Genomic DNA, 18,840 nt, shown 5'->3' with positions numbered 1-18,840 from the left:
CTTGCGAAGTATTCGTTCAAAGAAGAAGGGAACGCAGATGAACGGGGAAAGCGCTATCAGCTTCAAGGAGTTGTTCAGCAAGGACATTGACCGCAATATCAATGGTGTGATCAAGGCCAATGATGAGAAGAACCTTGACGATGAGGTCAACGAGTATGTGCTTACGGAGGAGATTTGCCGCAATCTGGCCAAATTCCTTGACGCATACAACGACCCGTCGAACCACGAACAGAATGGCGCATGGATTTCCGGTTTCTTTGGTTCTGGTAAATCGCACTTGTTGAAGATGCTGTCACACGTTTTGGGCGAGGTTCCGGCCGAACTCGTCGACAAGGGCAATAAACCGACCATGAATCGTGAGCAGATTGTTCGTACCTTTATGGGCAAAGCCGAATCGCAGGATGACCAGATGCTTGCAGGGCAGCTTGAGAAGACCTTGACGATTCCTGCCACGTCGATTCTGTTTAACATCGATCAGAAGGCAGATAAATCCAATGCCTCTGATGCGCTGTTGTACGCCTTTGTCCGCGTATTCGATGAGGCGCGTGGCTTCTATGGCAAGAATCCGTTTGTCGCGAAATTCGAATGTGATCTGGCGAACAACGGCTACCTTGACGATTTCAAACATGAATTCGAACAAGCGGCTGGCAAACCGTGGAGCGAGGGGCGCGACGAGGCCGTGCTATGGGATGATGAGATCTGCGAAGCCTATGCCGCGGTGACGGGCAAGCCGGAGCAGGACAGCATCATCCAGCGCTATGAGGATACGTATACGATGACGGTCGGCGATTTCGCAGACGACGTGAACGCATGGCTGTCCCATCAGGAACCGAACCGCCGTATCTTGTTCCTCGTGGACGAGGTTGGCCAGTTCATCGGTGAGAACAGGGAGCTCATGCTGTCCCTGCAATCCATTGCCGAGGATCTTGCCGTCAAGACCAACGGGCGTGCATGGGTAGTGGTCACCTCTCAGGAAGACATGGATACCATCGTCGGTGATCGGACCAAGCAGCAAAGCTATGACTTTTCGAAGATCCAGGGCAGGTTCTCCATCAAGCTGAAGCTCAACAGCGCCGACGTGGTGGAAGTCATTCAGAAGCGCTTGCTGACCAAGAAACCGGAATATGAGTCGGTGATGAACGAGCTGTGGGATGAGCAGAACGCGAACCTGCGCACCATGTTCGAATTCACTCGTGAGACTTCGAAATTCAGTAATAACAAGGCATACGGCAAGGACGATTTCATCGCGTCGTATCCGTTCGTGAACTATGAATTCGAATTGTTCCAGAACGTGCTGCGGGAGATGAGCCGCTACAACATGTTCTCCGGGCGCCACGCATCTGTGGGTGAACGGTCCATGCTTTCCACCATCAGCAGCACGCTGCGGTCCAGCCAGAATGAGATGGTCGGGGCCCTGATGCCGTTCGACAAACTATATGACGGTATTGCCGACGCCATCCAATCAACCTCGAACTTCCGCATCAACCAAGCTGAAAAGAGACTTGGCTCCGATATAAAGGAACTGGGCGTACGCCTGCTGAAGGTGCTGCTGCTGGTCAAGCATGTCGACGGATTCCCTACTACACCGCATAACCTGCGCATTCTGCTGACCGACCAGTTCGACATGGACGTGATGGAACTGGAAAGGAACATCAAGTATGTTCTGGGAGAGTTGGAAAAAGACACGTATGTGCAGCGTGTGGGAGATACCTACAATTACCTGACCAACGAAGAGCAGGATATTGAGCAGGAGATCAAAAACACGGACATCGACTCCAGCAAGGAAATCGACGAGCTGAAGAAGATCCTGGTCAGTGATGTGCTCGGCAAGATGACAGTGGCATACGGTGAGCAGCGTGCGCAGTTCCGCTATGGTTTGCGCATCGATGGGGTGCAACAGTCCGCGCAACAGCCCATCTGGTTGAACGTGGTCACTTCGACCAATGCGCAGGACCGTGCCGATGCCATTCGCATGGGCATGGGTATGCGCGACACCATCACTTTGCTGTTGGATATGTCCGACAGAACACTGTTCGATGATCTGCGCATGTACGTGAAAACCTACACGTACCTTATGCGCACCGACAAGAACAGCCAGTCAGAAGTGCGCCAGCAGATCATCTCCCGCAAGAGCGTCGCCAATGAAAGGCTTTACACGGAGCTGCGTACCCGCATCGTCAAAGCCGCGGCCAATGGCGAGTTCGACTATAACGGCGGAACTGTGGAAGTGAAATCCACCGAGGTGCAGGCCCGTATGGCGGAAGGTCTTGGAACGCTTATCGGCCGGTATTACACAAACTTCTCCCTGCTCGGCGGGCAACGATATGAGGAAACGGATCTCGCCCGGATTATCATGAACGCCACACAGCATCAGCCTGGCACGTTCGACGGCTTGAACGCAGTGCAAGACAAACTCGACGTTCCCGCCGATGATGTGTTCGCCGCGGTCAGTCGTGACAAAGGCAAAGGCATGGTCGCCACCGTCAAGAGCCTTCTTGATGCCTACGGCAGCGTTCCCTATGGTTGGCCGTACGCCGCCACGCTCGCATGCATCGGCCACCTGTATGGTTCCGACAGAATCACGCTGACGCTGGACGGCAAGCCGGTGCAGCGCAGCGAGGCCGCCCGCGTGCTTAGGGAAACGAAAAAGCAGGACTCCATCCGAGTGGATCTACCGCGCGTATTCGACACGAGAAAAGTTTCACAGCTGCGTGACTTCGCCAGGGATTTCCTTGGGCTCACCGCCGCGGACCTGCCATCGAATGCGATTGATCTGGCGGAGGCTGTTACCACGCGACTTAAGTGGGAGGCGGAGAGTTTGACCCAGCTGCGCGTGCGCAATGCCCGATTCGGCTTTGTGCAGCAGCTCGACAAGGCCATTGAGAAAATCAACTATGCCTCCGGAATGGGTGAGGACTGGCTGCTTGGCGATTTCACCGCACAAGAAACCGAAAACGGTTCCGAAGAACTGCTCGAGTTTAAAGAAGACGTAATCGACCCGATTGTCGCTTTCCTCAACGGTTCCCAATCCAGGATTCTTGCAGACGGATTGGAATGGCTGAAAAACAACAAGCCAAACATCGACTATGTATCTGGCACTACGGCAGCAAGCCTGTACCAATCCGCGGAACAGCTGGCAAACGACCCGAACATCTTCCGCAAAACCAATAAATTCAAGACTGCCATTGACGATCTGCGTGAGGCAACAGACGCAACCATCCAAACCGAACGCGCCAACGCGCTTAACGACGTGGAAGATATTCGCGCCAGAATCCACGATTCCACCGAATATCAGCATGCAACACAAGCCGCGCAAGCCAAGGTCGAGACAGAACTGGACCAAGTGGCGGAACGCATGCAGCGCATACCGTTCATCTACAAAATGCGCGAAAGCGTACACGAACTGAGCGAACGCACTTACCCGCAACTCATCAACACGCTAGCAGCCTCCGCGCCGAGACCGAAGACCGCGCTCGCAGGAGAGGCGCAGGCTGCTACAGCTACTACGCCGATGGATGCAAACATTCCTGAATCGCAACAAAAGGAAACCCCGCGCGTGGCCGTGTCGTTCGCTACCATCAGCAGGCCTCACACCAAGGACGCTTTGGAAACCAAGGATGATGTGGATGACTTCCTTGATGCTTACCGCCGTGAGCTTATCGCCGCCATTGAGAATGGAAAGAAGATCCTGCTATGAACACGTCGAAACTGCAAGCCTTCGCAACGGATGCGCGCCGCCAGCTCATGAATGCGGTGAGGGCCCGGCTTGACGCCGCATTGGTGCCGAATTCTGACGCCCAGGTTGACGACCCGCGTGCGTTCGCTTTTCTGCAGCGTGAGATCGAGCGTGCCGGTGGCGGCGTAGAGGGCCGCAAGCATGTGGTGGAGCGTTATGCGTACCGGTGGTTCAACCGCATCATCGCGTTCCGTTACATGGATGTGCACGGGTTCACTGGCACGCCGGTGGTCTCTCCAGCTGGCCTGACCAGCACGAATGGTCTGCCGGAAGTGCTTGCAGCGGCGAAACGAGGCGAGTATGACAGCAGGGTGTTCTCGTTGCGGGTGAATGATAAGGCCAAAGAGCGCATTGAAGGATTGCTGAGTGGTTCCATTTTGGCGGATGATCCGCAGGGCCTGGCTTATGGTCTGTTGCTGCAATCCGAATGCCGGTTCTGGAATCGTAACCTGCCGTTCATGTTTGAAAACGTCGGCAAGGAGGCCGGCAGAGTGGATGAACTGCTCATGCCAGCTGATCTGCTCGCCGAGGGTTCCGTGTTGAGGAATGCGGTGGAGGTCATGACTCCGGAGGATTGCGGTGTTGACGATCCGTCCGGCAATGTGGAGATCATCGGCTGGCTGTACCAGTACTACATTTCGGAACGCAAGAACGAGGTGATGGACGGGTTCAAGAAGAACCACAAAGCCGGAGCCAATGAGATTCCCGCAGCCACCCAGCTGTTCACGCCGGATTGGATCGTGCGCTACCTGGTGCAGAACACGGTTGGCAGGCTTTGGATGCAGTCGCATCCGGATAGCCAGCTGTACAAGAACTGGGATTATTACATCTGGCCTTCAGAGAATGATGCCGCCGGGGATGAGGACATTCTCAAAATCCAGACCCCGGAGGACTTGACCGTCTGCGATCCCGCATGCGGTTCCGGCCACATGCTCACCTACGCGTTCGACCTGCTGTATGAGATCTACGAGGAGGAGGGGTATGCGCCGAGCGATATTCCCGGCCTGATTCTCAAGTACAACCTGTACGGCATGGAAATCGATGAACGAGCCGCAAGCCTTGCCGCCTTCGCTCTGACCATGAAGGCTCGTTCCCGTTCCCGTAGATTCTTCAAGAAGCAGGTGGAGCCGAATATTCAGCGCATTGTGCCGATTGCGTTCAAGGAAGACGAAGTCGCCGAGCTGAATGACCTATACCAGGTGAATCTGGACTCCACGGTATGGAACACCTATGCGAAGGCGGACGTGTACGGTTCGCTGATTCAGCCGCCACAGGAGCTTGTTGAATTGGCGGCGTCATCACCGGAAAGCGAGGATGGCGTCGATACGTTGTTCGACCCACTTCTGCGTGAACATACAGAGGACGTATTTACTCAAACAAGGTACCTCGCACGTAAATACGCGGCAGTGGTGGCGAACCCGCCATATATGGGCGCAAAGAATATGAGCGGCGAGCTCAAACATTTCGTGCAGGATCATTATGAGGATGGCAGGGCTGATCTCTTTGCGGCATTCATTTATAGACTGTTTGAGTTGGTGCCTAAGCATGGGCAGCTTGGCTTCATGACTCCTTACGTGTGGATGTTCATATCTTCCTATGAGCAGATGCGTCAACGGATTATCCGACAGGAACACATCAGTTCATTGATTCAACTGGAATATTCCGGATTCGAAGGTGCCACCGTGCCTATTTGTACTTTCACTCTAGGAAAGGGTCGCAGCGATAGGAAGGGTGCATTTGTCAGGCTTAGTGATTTTATAGGAGCGAAGCAGCAAGGTCCTCGTGCATTGGAAATTATCGAAGCGCACAATAATGAGCAATCTGCCCATTCGGGTATGCGCAAGTATTTTTTCGAGGTGAACCAGCACGAGTTCGCGCAAATCCCTGGCTCGCCAATTGTTTATTGGCTGTCTGAGGCTATTTTTAAGGTGTTCGATAGAAAAATCGCTAAGGGCGCCGGTGGTGACGCCCTGAGCGACATCAGCGATGTCGCTCAGGGCGTCACCACCGGCGACAATGCACGGTTTTTGCGATTTTGGTGGGAATGCTATAAGAAGTTAATTCAATTTGATCGAGTTGCTTTAGCAGAAACTTCTCCACAAAAATGGGTTCCATGTGATAAGGGAGGTGATTTCCGACGCTGGGCTGGGAATAATGAGTATGTTGTCGATTGGACAGGAAACGGAAAGAAGCTTTTTGATTTCCCCGGTTCTACTCCACGGAACCGTGAAATAACGTTCAAAAATGCGCTGGCGTGTTCAAAAATCACTTCTGGACAGCCTTCTTTCCGGAGACGCCGCCATGGATTCGCGTATAGCGATGCTGCTGTTGCCTTATCAGACTCGACCTTATTGTCTGAGCTAAACTGCTTTCTTAATTCGACGACAGCCTTGACTATCATGCAAGCGTTATCGCCAACACTTAATTTTGAAGTAGGGCAAATTCGAGCACTTCCATGCAAATTTGGTATTTCAAATAATTGGCGTGATCGTGAGAAAGAACTTGTATCTACAAGCGAAAGGGATTGGGATTCGTTTGAGACATCGTGGGATTTCCAGCTATTCACGTTGCTCGATCCTAATCAGGGTGCAGAAGCGGGAGATTTGCTCGAAGATGCAGTATCGCATCTTCGCGAGTACTGGAATCGTGTGTCCGAGGAACAGCGTCAGCGTGAGATTTGTAATAACGAGCTAGTTGCAGATGCGTATGGCGTGCGTGATGACGTGCCGTGCGATGTACTGTTGGAACGCGTGTCGCTGAAGCGCAACGTCGCGTTCGCATATCCGAAGGATACTCCGGAAGTGCGTAACGAGAAATTCGCTCAAGATGTCGTCAAGGAGCTCATTTCGTATGCGGTGGGCTGCATGTTCGGCAGGTATTCGCTCGATAAGCCTGGTTTGATTCTCGCTTCGCAGGGTGAAACACTTGATGACTACCTTGCACAGATTCCGAATCCGTCATTCGGACCGGACGCGGACAATGTCATTCCTGTCACGGAGACGGACTGCTTCGAAGATGATATCGTGACACGGTTCCGCAGGTTCCTCACCGTGGCGTTCGGCAAGGAGAATCTGGCCGCGAACATCGCCTACATCGAACAGGTGCTGGGCAAGAGCATCCGCAAGTATTTCGTGAACGATTTCTACAACGACCACGTGAAGATGTACTCGAATCGTCCGATCTACTGGCAGTATTCCAGCCAAACCAACAACAAAGGCTCATTCAAGGCGCTCGTGTATCTGCATCGGTATACGCCAAAAACCACGAACGTGGTGCTCAACTATCTGCGTGACTACACTAGCAAAATCGCCGACATCGCCGATGGTTTGGAGCGTTCCGACCGTACCGCGGACCAGAAGCAGGCCGCCAAACTGCACAAGGCCGTTCTTGAATGCAAGGACTATGAGGATCAGACCCTGTACCCGCTGGCTACCCGTAATCTGGAAATCGATTTGGACGACGGTGTGCTGGTGAACTACCTGCGCATGGGCAAGGCCCTGCGTTCCATCCCCGCTATCGAGAAGAAGCGCAAAGAAGTCTCCACCTGGACCTGGCCCGTTCATCCGTTGGGCAAGGAGTAGTTGTCAGCTTATGTGGATCACGGCAGATGTAAATATTCCTCAACAGTTACTCGACGCCGCCGCGAAGGATGAAGTGGTTTTCTTTGTCGGCGCGGGAGTTTCATTTAATCCTCCCTCCAATCTGCCTTCTTATGAGCAGTTAGCCACAAAGCTTGCTGAAGAGGCAGATGAGCCTCTCCCTCATAATGGTGAGCAGTTGGATCGTTTTATTGGGATGCTGCCTGATAATTTTAATGCTCACAAGCGAACTAAAGATCTCATGCGTGGTGATAATATTCATTGCAATTCCACGCACGAAGCTATCGTCAGACTCGTTAGTAGCGTAAAAACTCCGCGCATTGTGACAACAAATTATGATCTTCTCCTTGAGGAAGCTGCGCAAAAGCAGAATTGTGATTTAGGCAGAAGCTATTATGGACCGGCTGTCCCCATCGGCAGCGATTTCTCAGGATTGTTGTACTTGCATGGTTCAGTGGATAGCCCTGATCGCGAAATAGTCCTTGACGATAGGGATTTTGCTCGGGCTTACCTTTCAGAGGGCTGGGCGACACGTTTTCTACTTAAGCTATTTGAGACATACACGGTTGTATTCATTGGCTACAGCTTTGGCGATGTCATTATGCGATATCTTGCATTGGGCATTTCGTCCCACGCCAGACCTCGGTACATTTTCCTCTCTGAAGAGGATATGAACGGAAGAGATAATGAATGGCAACACAATGGAATTACTCCGATTGCCTATCCTTCAGCTAATAAGCATTGTGCGTTAGTCAGGGCAATTAATGCTTGGGCTGATCACATGTCCTTGGATTACAATGCTTACGAAAAACGTTTACCAGGCATTATCGAAAATGGTGTTCCGAAAGATGCTGTTGATCTTGACTATGCCAGCGCTGCTTTATCTACAGCCGAGGGCGCGCAATGTTTTGTCGACATTATTGAAAGAAAAGAAGGTCAAGAAGAGACGGTCAAATCGAAGATAAAGAGGGAATGGCTATCTTGGCTGATGAGTTCGGACGCGCTCCGGGAAGTTTTCACAGAAAGAGGCCCAAAGACTCAGAATGAGAAGATTCTGCTGGATTGGTTCCTTGTCGATTTTGTGCAAAAGCCGGAAGAACGGGATTTTGTGCTGTATGTGCTTTGCAAGTTGCAATCATCAATGTCTGATTGGTTATTTGAGCAATTGCATGAATGTGTCAGTTATTGCATCAGCCATCGGGATAGACGGGATTTAATTCCGGTCTTTACGGTTTTAATGACTTCCATGCAGGGCCACTCCGCTCCAAGTGTTCTTGATGAATTTATTGAGCCATCATTACTTTACAATTCAGATATATCGCCTCAAATATTATCTCTCATTATTCGCCCATATTTAAAACTGACCGCGCCTTTCCGGGGGAACGGCATAAGGCCTAGAGCTGAGATTGCATGGCCATATGACAGGATAGAAGAGATTGATAATCATTTGAGCTTCGACATGAAGAAGATGGCATTGCTTGCTGAATCCAGCTTACAAAGAGCTAGTGCTCTATTACAAGCTTATCAAGGTGAAAATGAATACTCTTGTTTAAGTAGGCCATCGATAGAGCCTAGCGATCAGAATTTATATGTGTCTGATTTGCAATCTATGTTTGTCGACATTCTTCGTGATTATGCGCATGGTCATAAAGATCAACAGGATAGTCTGATATATCGGTGGTGGAATAGTGAGTCTGCGCTTCTTAAACGTTTAGCGATTAATACTATTGCTTTTTCGGATTGGGATGCGAACCGTAAAATCACTTGGATTCTCGAACATGATTATTTATTTGACTTGGATGCCCATCATGAAGTCTATATGGTTCTTAAAGAAGCTGCTCCGAGCATGGGAGAGAATTCGAAGAAAAACATACTAGAATATCTGAGGAATAAACTTGATTCCCTCAAGGAAACATATTCTGATGAACGAACGGCGCTTTATGAGCAGTTTGATGTTCTTCAATGGCTTCTTAAGCATATGAATGGTGGAATGGGGAATTGGCCTGAGGCTCAGAAGTGGAAGAATGAGCTTGCTCGGAAATATAATTTTTTGCCGCGAGAGCATGCAGATTTCCATATTTATTCTGAAGGAGTTTGCAGTGTAACTACTGGAATTACTGATGAGCAATTTATTGATATTTTGGAGAATCGTCCGTCTGTTCTCGAAGAAAAAATGTTTGGTAACCAAGATAAAACGGTTAAATTTGATTCTTTGAGTATTAATAATCAAATCTCTGAAGTTGTTTCGCATAATCCTCGGGTGGGATTTACTCTTTGGGAACTTGTCAATCGGCATAAAGAAAGTGACGCAGTTCAATATAGTTGCTCAATCATTCGTGGGTGGGGTGAGGCATCCCTGGATGATGAACAAATATTGGTTCTTGATTTATTGAAGAAGCTATTGCCGAAGATGGGGCAAGATGAAGTAAGCGCAGTGTCGTTTTTCCTGAATAGACAGATTGATGGGGAAAAGACTACGATTACCGCGAAAACTTTACAGATAATGAGTGATATCGCGTTGCAAATTTGGGAACGATATAGCTCGACATTCAGCGCAAGTAAAGATCAGCAATGGCAGAACGATCCAGTTACATATTCCTTGAATTGTTGGCCTGGTAAACTCGCTTATTTCTGGATGGGCAGAATCCGTTGGAGATATAGGCAAGAAGCTGATTCTTGGAATGGTCTTGATAATCTCGAAAAGAAGATGGTTCGTCGTTTTGTAGATGATGAAGGTGACTTCTCCCCGCTTGTTTGGACAGCATTGCTTACAAATATCAATATGCTTCATTCGCTTGATCGGGAAAATACAGAGAGCTGGTTGCCTGATTTAATGAAAAAAGCGGGCACGAAGTTTATTTGGAATGTGATGCTCCCGAATCCGATTCTTAATATTCGACTTATTGACATAGCTTTTTATGAGAGCTGTCTTGATGAGTTTAAATATCTGTCTCATTTGGATGATTATAAGAAACAAAGCTTTCTCTTACAGGTATTTTGGATAGTTACTTATGCTGGATTGGAAGATAAACGGAGAGCGAAACTTTTGTCTAAAGTCGTGACAGCTGGGAATGGCATTTATGCTCCTTTGTTCATGGACCGGATTGTGTGGGCTTTCAAATTCCGGCTTGATTCCAAAAGCAAGAATATGGTGTGGGATTTATGGCTCCATCGATTTATTGAAGATCGTCATGCCGGCAAAGGACGGAACTGGAGTGAAAAAGAGCGAATTGCTTTTGCTGAACTAATTCCTCTGTTGGATGAGCATCTTAAAGAAGGAATGAAGTATCTTTCTGATAATTTCCCAAGAATTATGGGGCGGGATTTTATCAACCTTATTATGCTTAAAAATATTGATGATATTCCGCAGGAATGTGCGGAGGCATTTATTGAGTTTTATACGTGTTTATTTAAGCAACCTGATATTCCTTATGTATGGCGAGTAGAAGAATTATTGCAGAATCTAATCGATAAGTTTGGAATTGGTAAAGTTAGTCCATTGGTGTCTTTAGCAAGGCAGAAGCGTATCATCTCAGATACTTGGAGTCCTTCTTTCAAAGGAGGAGCTGCGTAATGGTGACGAAGAAGGTGAGATATGGGTATTAAAACACTGTTGTGCGGCGAATCCAAGAATGTGGAGTACAAGCTCACGCCTCCCTCTAGGAGCATCAACTACACCAAAACCGCGGTGGCGTTTGCCAATGGACAAGGCGGATGTTTGGTGTTCGGCGTCGAAGATCAAACGCTCCGTGTGGTTGGTATTGCCGAAGACAAGGTGTTCACGGTAATGGACTCCATTTCGGACGCCATCGTCAATAGCTGCGAGCCACTGATTATTCCCGACATCACCATGCATGATGTGAACGGCAAAACGGTTATCGTGGCTGAGATCGCTCCCGGCTTGCAGCGTCCGTACCATATCAAGTCGTTCGGCCAGGAACAAGGAACGTTCGTCCGCGTAGCTGGCACCACGCGTCAAGCCGATCAGCCCACTATCCGGGAGCTGACCATCGAAGGCAGCAACCGGAGCTTTGATCAGGTACAGTGCCTTGGACTGTCCGTAACGGAAGAAGACGTTGAAGCATTGTGCGCAAGTCTGACGAAAACCGCGAAAGATAATGCCGAAGACCCCTCGAAAGTCAAAACGGTTACGGAGAAACAGTTGCTGCAATGGGGCGTGCTGGCGGAACAAGACGGGCAATTGGTGCCCACCAACGCCTATGCGATTCTGACTGGTAATGAGGCCGTCCGGTCTGTGGTGCAATGCGGCGTGTTCAAGGGAACCACCAAAGCTGTGTTTGTGGATCGACGTGAGTTCGTCGGCACTCCGCAGGAGCTTATCGAAGAGTCCTACCAGTATGTGTTGCGCAACATCCATATGGGTGCCAGATTCAAGGGCGTGTACCGGCAGGATGTGTACGAGATTCCACCGGACGCCGTTCGAGAGCTGATTGTCAACGCGATAGTGCATCGCAGCTATATCGACCATTCAAGCATTCAGATCGCGATCTACGATAATCGATTGGAGATCACTTCGCCCGGGCGCTTGCCAATGGGGCAGACCATTGAACGCATGAAGCAGGGCTATTCGAAAATCCGCAACGAGGCATTGGCCTCTGCCTTTGAGTACATGGGTTACATTGAGCATTGGGGGAGCGGCATCCTGCGTGTGATGCAGGAGGTGCGCGATGCCGGATTGCCGGAACCGGAATTCTTTGGCGGCGATATGGATCTGCGCATCAACATTTATCGCAATGGCTCAGAGACAGGTTCTGATGACGGGATTGTGACGGGATTACGACGGGATTCGCTTTCTGATGACGGGATTGTGACGGGATTACGACGGGATTCGCTTTCTGATGACGGGATTGTGGAAGGAGCAACTTCAAAAACGAGTGCTGCTCCGAATGCCGCCATTGCAGTGGTTCCATCCCAGAAAGAGCGTATTCTTGATGCGCTGCGTAAGAATGCGAGCATTTCTATCTCTGACGCCATACGGATACTGGGCGTGCAGGAAAGGCAGGCTCAACGAATATTGAAGAGTCTGGTAGAGGAAGGCAGTGCAGTGAAAATTGGTGCTGCCCGCGCCACTCGATACGCTGAAGCGAAGAAAAGGACGGAACTGCATGAGTGAGAATAGCCAAGTAACAAGACTGCTCGCCAGACGTTTCAGCCAGCCAGGCGAGCGTGGGCGCATCGTGTTCTGGCGTGATGACAAGAAACAGTACGCGGATGTTGTGGAAACGTTGGTGGGGGAGCGCACCACTGATGAGATACTGCGTGAGGTTGAACTCATCACCCCGGAAATCGGTGATGAGAACGACAGGCGGTACATTCCGTTCACCGTGCGCTATCGCATGTTCCACGAGCAGCCGAATCAAAAATTCCTCGTATATCTGACGGAGCCGGACCTGGCGGTTCAAGACAACTGGCTGTTGGATTTGGAACTGGCATACGGCCCCACGTTCACCATGGACAAACTCGCCGTGACGCTTACGGAAACACTGCCGGAAGCTTCCGCCGACACCCGAAACGAGTGGTTGGAAGTGATGAAGCGTGTACCGAAGTTCTTCGACAGCGAAGAACGCGCCAAGCGCTTCGCAAAACGTCTTAACGTGCACGACGACGTCACCGATTTTCAGGCGAAGATGATCGCCACGTTGCTGCAACTGAAAGACGATCGGCACAGCATGCAAGACATCTGGGCTGAGCTGCTTACACAATATTCGCAGGGTGACGATTCCGGTATCACCGCGATCGAACGCATGGGATTAAGCATGTTCCATTGGACTGGAACACGGCGCATTTATCGTTTTGATGTGGATACTGATGCCGGCAACGAGCCAACGGTGAAAGACTTCGTGCTATGGCTGTTCCAGCTGGCATGGAATGGATTCTCCGATGGCAGGAACGCCGTTTCCGCTTATGCGAACATTATTCGCGACTGGGACGATTGGTATAAGAACATCGACATGCGCACGGTGCTGCAGAATCTTTCCGAGAATGCCGTGGAGGAACTGCACCTGTCCACTCGAATCGCCGACATGAGCGTAGAAGAGCTTGCCGACCGCGACCTGTTCCGCGACGTGGATGAGATGATCGTCAACAAGCTGTTCGAACGATTGGGATCGCAATCCATTACGGACGACCAGGTGCAACGAATCATCAACGGGCGCAAGCAAAAACTCTGGTATGCAGAATATGCCGACCAATATGAGTGCATTGCCGCAGCAAGCAGGCTCCGTGCCGTTCTGGCTGAATGCGGTGAACTCGTCAGCACCGTCAGCTCGCCGGAGCAGGGGATGAAGCTGTATGCTGAAAAGCTATACAAGGCCGACGGCGCATACAGAAGATATGTGCTCGCATGGCATCGCGCCAACCCGGATGCGGTGAGCGTGGACGATGATTTGCAAAGCGCCTACGAGGCATATCAGCAGGATTTGGGCCAGGCATGGCAAAAACAAGTCGATACGCTTAGCCAATGGAAGTTCATAGACATGGACGCGCAAACCAATTTCTATGAACGTGAAATCGCGCCGACCTTGAAGGCCGGCAGAAAAATCGCCGTGATCATTTCCGATGCGCTACGTTACGAGGTTGCGCAGGAACTGTCCGAACGCATCGACAGAGAAAGCCGTTTCAGTACGAAACTGAACATGCAATACAGCGTTCTGCCATCCTATACACAACTTGGCATGGCGGCGTTGCTGCCGCACGGCTCGCTCGAATTCGACAGCAAAGACCGTTTGTATGTTCTCGCGGATGGACGCAGCACCAAAGGAATCGAAGCGCGTGATGCCATTCTTTCGGCCGTAGGCGGCAAAGCGATTAGATATGACGATTTGACAAAGCTGAAAGTCAGCGAAATCAAAGAACTATATAAATCCTGCAACGTGTTGTATGTGTATCACAACCATATCGACGCCACCGGTGATGCGGAGAAAACCGAATTGGAAACGGTAGACGCATGCGAGAAGACGTTCAAGGAACTGGGCGAAGTAGTCAAAAAACTTGCCAGCGGCAACGTCCATAACATGATCATCACTGCGGACCACGGATTCCTCTATCAGGACCGAGATTTGGACGGTACGGAATGGCTGAGCGAACAGCCCAAGGGCGATGCGGTATGGGTGAGAAAGAGGCGATTCTCCATCGGATCCAATCTTGCTCCGGGTCGTGCGTTCGTGACATTCAATGCCGCGCAGATAGGAATGGACGATGCTCGGAATGAAGGCATAAGCATTCAAGTACCGAACTCCATCATGCGCTTGCGCATGCAGGGCGCCGGTGTGAAGTATGTGCATGGAGGAGCAGCATTGCAGGAAATCGTCGTTCCTGTGCTGCATGTCAGTAAGGGGCGTTCCGCGGCCGACGATGTGAGGCCTGTGGAATTCACTATTCTGCAACGAACCGACAGGCTTTCCAGCAGACAGTTGACTGTGGAATTCTTCCAGAACGAGCCCGTTGGAGGAAAAATCCGCGCACGTACCGTATTGGCCGGATTGTGGGGGCGCGATACGGCAGGCAATGATGTGCTCATCTCCAATGAGACACCGGTCGCCTTCGATCTGCTCGGGCAGGAGAAAAGCGAACGCCATGTGACGGCTACGCTCATGCTGACCAGTGACGCGGAACGATTCAATGGAACGAATATCGAACTGCGCCTGCGTGAGAAGACAGATGGGTCAAATGTGCTGGTCATGCTTGACCAGAAGGCACGATACTTCTTCAAACAGGGCGTGGTGGCCGACGATGCCGGATTCTTCGACTGAATTGGATGAGCACAGAGGAAAGCGACCGTAAGGGGTAACACAATGAATGAGCAGGGTATGAGCCAGAACGGTTGGATTGAAAGTCCTGAACACAACGCGGATGGGAATTCCCTGACCGCGTTGGACGCTAAGATCACTGATATGTTCCCCGGGGTCACCGTCCGCAAGGATCTGGTGAACAAGGTCAAGGGCAATGCACTGGTGCCCTCGTATGTGCTCGAGTTCCTGCTCAGCGCATATGCCACGAACACCGACCAAGCCAGTATCGAGTCGGGTGTGGATCGAGTGCGTGCCATTCTTGCAAACAACTATGTGCATCGCGAGGAAGCCAATCTTATCCAGTCGAAAATCCGCGAGAAAGGGAGCCATAGGATTATCGACCGTGTGCAGGTGGTGCTTAATGACAAAACCGACCTGTATGAGGCAACGTTCTCCAATCTCGGCATCAGCCAGGTCATTGTCGATCCAAGCCTTGTAAAGGCCTATCCGAAACTGCTGGTGACAGGCATCTGGTGCATGTGCCAGATCGGTTACGCATATTCCGGCGACCCGCGCGAAGTACCATGGCAGTTGCTGCAGCTCAAGCCTGTGCAGATGTCGCGTGATGATCGCGAAAACTACATGCAGCAACGTTCGCAATTCACCGATAGCGAATGGATCGATCTGCTGATGCAATCCATTGGGTTCAATCCCGATCTATTCTCCGACCGGGCGAAACTGCTGCATCTGGTACGCATGGTGCCGTTTGTGGAACGAAACTACAATCTGGTCGAACTCGGGCCGAAAGGCACCGGCAAATCGCACATCTACTCGGAATTCTCACCGCACGGCATGCTCATATCCGGCGGGGAAGTGACAGTGGCCAAACTGTTCGTGAACAATTCCAACGGACACTTGGGGCTTGTGGGCTATTGGGACACGGTGGCGTTCGACGAGTTCGCAGGCAAGGCCAAGAAGGCCGGCCGGGACTTGGTGGACATCATGAAGAACTACATGGCCAACAAGTCGTTCTCCCGTGGCGTCGAGACGTTCCAAGGCGAGGCGAGCATGGCGTTCGTAGGCAACACCTCGCATAACGTGCCGTACATGCTGAAAAACTCCGACCTGTTCGAGGAACTGCCGAAACAGTATCACGATCCGGCATTCCTGGATCGTATTCACTTCTATCTGCCGGGTTGGGAGTTCGAACAGATCCGTTCCGAGATGTTCACCAGCGGATTCGGTTTCGTTGTCGACTATCTGGCGGAGATTCTGCACAACCTGCGCGATGCCGATTACAGCGACCGGTTCGAAAAGTATTTCGAACTGTCTTCCACACTGTCCACGCGAGATAAGGACGGCATCAAAAAGACGTTCTCCGGATTGATGAAGCTTATTTACCCGGACGGCAATGCTTCTCCTGAACAGATGGAACCGTTGCTGCGTTGCGCCATCGAGGGCCGTAAGCGCGTCAAGGACCAGCTGTGCCGCATCGACTCCACCATGGAGGAGGTCGAGTTTACCTACAAGCGTGTGAGCGACGGTGAAGTAGTCGCCGTGCAGACGTTGGAAGAGCTCGACTACCCGCAGCTGTATTGGCGTGGGCGTGTAGCTGAGAATTCGGAAGATAAGGGCGAGGCGGAAGCGCCTGTTGCCGATGATGCCGTGGCAATTGCGGGTAGCGAGGGAGGAGCTGGTGCCTCTGAGAATGCCGATGCCTTGCCCGTAGCGCGGCATCAAGAAGCGGTGATGTTGACGCCGGTCGAGCGTCTTGCAGCAAAGGCCGATGGAAAGCAGCGGGAACTGGTCGAGAATCAACGTGGAATCACGTATTTCGGATTATTCGGCCCCTACTTGGCCGGGGCAAAGAAAATCGTTGTAGAGGATGCGTATGTGCGTAAGCCGTACCAGCTGCGTAATCTGGCTGAGTTCTTGGAGATGCTGCTGAGATGCAAAAATCCCGATGAGGATGTAGCCGTTCATCTGGTGACCGGGCATAATGAGCCTGGATTCATGGAAGCGCAGCTAGATGGTTTGAACGAACTGGCATCGACGTTCTCACAGCTGGGCGTGAACCTTACATACGAATTCAGAGACACTTTGCACGACCGTTCCATTACTGCGGATACCGGCTGGGAAATTCTTCCCGGTCGTGGTCTTGACATCTTCCAGAAATTCGTTGACGGCGATTGGCTTAACCCGCTGTTGCGCCATCAGCAGCTCCGCCGCGTTAAGGAATGCAAGGTCACGTATCAGCGGGTCCGCGAGAAGTGAGGCAAAAATGAATGTCCAATGTCCAGCTTGCGGAACGTATGTGGCAGAGACCGCGACCATGTGTCCGTATTGCGGTTTTCGCGGTGATGATCCGAGCCGGCCAATATACAAGCAGGGGGAGTATCGTCCTGTGCCAATTGTGCCTTGCGAAATCGTGATGGATGATGGCCGGCGTGGCGAGATTTGGTTGTCTGACGAAGACAGCAAGAATCTGTTTCGGCATTTGACTGATTGGAAATGGCTTTCAACCATGCTTCCGGCTCTGGCGGAAACATTAGAAAGTATGTTTGGCGGAACTGTGCATTTGGAAGCCAAGCTTCCGGAACATATCATGCGCATGATTGAAGAGGGCAAACTCCATTTCGCCACGGATAAAAACGGTGAGATTCTCGCTGAAGTGTTCGATGAACGCAATAAAATCTTCAAACAAGTGCGTTTGGAGAAAGTCGTCAGAAATGATACGTTATTGCCGGCTATGCAGCATCTTGAAACACAGGCTGCCCTTTGCTTGGTAATGGAAAAATCGATGAAGTCGGCCGAGCTGTGCAACAGCTCGGTGAGGAAATGCAGCAGGATCGTTTGGCCCGTGTCGATGCTGCGTTTGATATGTTCCAGCAAGCGTGTCGTATCGAGAGCAGTCGGGAACGTAATGAGTATGTACGTGAAGCGTTGAACGAGGCCACGCGCGCGAAGGCTTTGCTGGTGCGTAATTTTGCGCAGCAGCAGCGGCTGGTGAAGCAGGGTAGCAAGAAATCGGATGCTGCATTAAGGGCAATGCAGGATTATGTGGCGATTGTGAATGCAGTGAACGTGCAGATGCAAACGCATATGGCGTTGGGGCAACAGGACGTGGCCGCGTATTGCCTTCAGGATCTTAATAAGTTCATTAAGAACTATGATCTCGATAAGCGCGATACGATGCTCAACCTTGTAGGCAGCGTGAAGAGCAAGAACAGGGGCAGTAATCAGGAAAAGTTTATTGACGGTTCTTTGCAGGTTGCAGCGAACATTGAAAGCGTGGTGAAGGCTCTCGACGCGGGCGAAGTAATTTCTCCGAAGCTCATTACCGAGAATGATGGGAACGGGAATGATTCTAACGATGAGGAGAAGCAGCATGATGAAGAAAACTGAGGATGCTGAAAAAGTTGCTGATGAAATTGCAGGTGTTGACGAAGAGAATCCTGCGTCGAAAAAACGCTCTTGCATCAAGTGCAAGATAGAACTGGCTTCCGACAACAAGCTGCCGTTCTGTCCTGCTTGCTGGGAAGAAATTACCGGCTACCTGAAAAAGACCGGAATCGCCATGGGAACTTTGATGGTCGCTTTGATAAGAAAGTATGGTCCCAAAGTCGGCAAGGCGGTCTTCATGGCGATCAAGGCAACATTAAAGAAGTAATCATCTACGCTTTAATTGAGATGCCATAGGATAACGTCCGAATTCCTGCGCACTTTCGGTTTTGTTCTTCGTTGAGATGTTGAA

At 50.9% G+C, this 18,840-nt stretch carries 9 protein-coding genes and 1 pseudogene; all 10 read left to right on the top strand.

What is annotated here, in order from left to right; translation table 11 throughout:
• Positions 1–37 precede the first annotated feature (37 nt).
• Complete coding sequence (gene brxC / locus Q5H33_RS01820) at positions 38–3,697, top strand: BREX system P-loop protein BrxC (RefSeq protein WP_085380386.1); 3,660 nt, start codon at positions 38–40, stop codon at positions 3,695–3,697.
• The gene (gene pglX / locus Q5H33_RS01815) at positions 3,694–7,317 is read left to right on the top strand and encodes a BREX-1 system adenine-specific DNA-methyltransferase PglX (RefSeq protein ID WP_151906736.1); all 3,624 of its coding nucleotides are present in this window, start codon (positions 3,694–3,696) and stop codon (positions 7,315–7,317) included. Before brxC ends, pglX begins: the two co-directional genes overlap by 4 nt.
• Positions 7,318–7,327: 10 nt before the next feature.
• On the top strand, positions 7,328–10,909 hold the full coding sequence (locus Q5H33_RS01810; RefSeq protein ID WP_287054260.1) for an SIR2 family protein: 3,582 nt from the start codon (positions 7,328–7,330) through the stop codon (positions 10,907–10,909).
• Between the two features lie 21 nt (positions 10,910–10,930).
• Entirely contained in the window at positions 10,931–12,469 is a 1,539-nt protein-coding gene (locus Q5H33_RS01805) for an ATP-binding protein (RefSeq protein ID WP_302422697.1), read from the top strand.
• Positions 12,462–15,107, top strand: coding sequence for a BREX-1 system phosphatase PglZ type A (pglZ, locus tag Q5H33_RS01800; protein WP_287054264.1), 2,646 nt, complete (start codon positions 12,462–12,464; stop codon positions 15,105–15,107). The genes Q5H33_RS01805 and pglZ overlap by 8 nt, the downstream gene beginning before the upstream one ends.
• 57 nt (positions 15,108–15,164) lie before the next feature.
• Positions 15,165–17,360 (top strand): BREX system Lon protease-like protein BrxL, encoded by a 2,196-nt coding sequence (gene brxL, locus Q5H33_RS01795; protein WP_302422695.1) that lies wholly within the window; start codon positions 15,165–15,167, stop codon positions 17,358–17,360.
• 7 nt (positions 17,361–17,367) lie between these two features.
• Positions 17,368–17,433, top strand: a pseudogene (locus Q5H33_RS08400) (zinc ribbon domain-containing protein); the annotation flags it as partial.
• A gap of 57 nt (positions 17,434–17,490) precedes the next feature.
• Complete coding sequence (locus Q5H33_RS01790) at positions 17,491–18,033, top strand: hypothetical protein (RefSeq protein WP_302422693.1); 543 nt, start codon at positions 17,491–17,493, stop codon at positions 18,031–18,033.
• Positions 18,030–18,491 carry a hypothetical protein gene (locus Q5H33_RS01785; RefSeq protein ID WP_302422691.1) on the top strand — a complete coding sequence of 154 codons (462 nt, stop codon included), beginning with the start codon at positions 18,030–18,032 and terminating at the stop codon, positions 18,489–18,491. The genes Q5H33_RS01790 and Q5H33_RS01785 overlap by 4 nt, the downstream gene beginning before the upstream one ends.
• Positions 18,475–18,756, top strand: coding sequence for a hypothetical protein (locus tag Q5H33_RS01780; RefSeq protein ID WP_032745980.1), 282 nt, complete (start codon positions 18,475–18,477; stop codon positions 18,754–18,756). The genes Q5H33_RS01785 and Q5H33_RS01780 overlap by 17 nt, the downstream gene beginning before the upstream one ends.
• Positions 18,757–18,840 lie beyond the last annotated feature (84 nt).

The organism is uncultured Bifidobacterium sp. (genome assembly GCF_959020145.1).
Lineage (GTDB): Bacteria > Actinomycetota > Actinomycetes > Actinomycetales > Bifidobacteriaceae > Bifidobacterium.
The sequence above is the reverse complement of the archived record's forward strand: the minus strand, read 5'-3'. Positions and strand labels throughout refer to the sequence as shown.

Bases quoted from the DNA above. Each gene is read 5' to 3' on its own strand.
- brxC (WP_085380386.1), top strand. From the start codon at position 38: ATGAACGGGGAAAGCGCTATCAGCTTCAAGGAGTTGTTCAGCAAGGAC.
- pglX (WP_151906736.1), top strand. From the start codon at position 3,694: ATGAACACGTCGAAACTGCAAGCCTTCGCAACGGATGCGCGCCGCCAG.
- pglZ (WP_287054264.1), top strand. From the start codon at position 12,462: ATGAGTGAGAATAGCCAAGTAACAAGACTGCTCGCCAGACGTTTCAGC.
- Q5H33_RS01805 (WP_302422697.1), top strand. From the start codon at position 10,931: ATGGGTATTAAAACACTGTTGTGCGGCGAATCCAAGAATGTGGAGTAC.
- Q5H33_RS01810 (WP_287054260.1), top strand. From the start codon at position 7,328: ATGTGGATCACGGCAGATGTAAATATTCCTCAACAGTTACTCGACGCC.
- Q5H33_RS01780 (WP_032745980.1), top strand. From the start codon at position 18,475: ATGATGAAGAAAACTGAGGATGCTGAAAAAGTTGCTGATGAAATTGCA.
- brxL (WP_302422695.1), top strand. From the start codon at position 15,165: ATGAGCCAGAACGGTTGGATTGAAAGTCCTGAACACAACGCGGATGGG.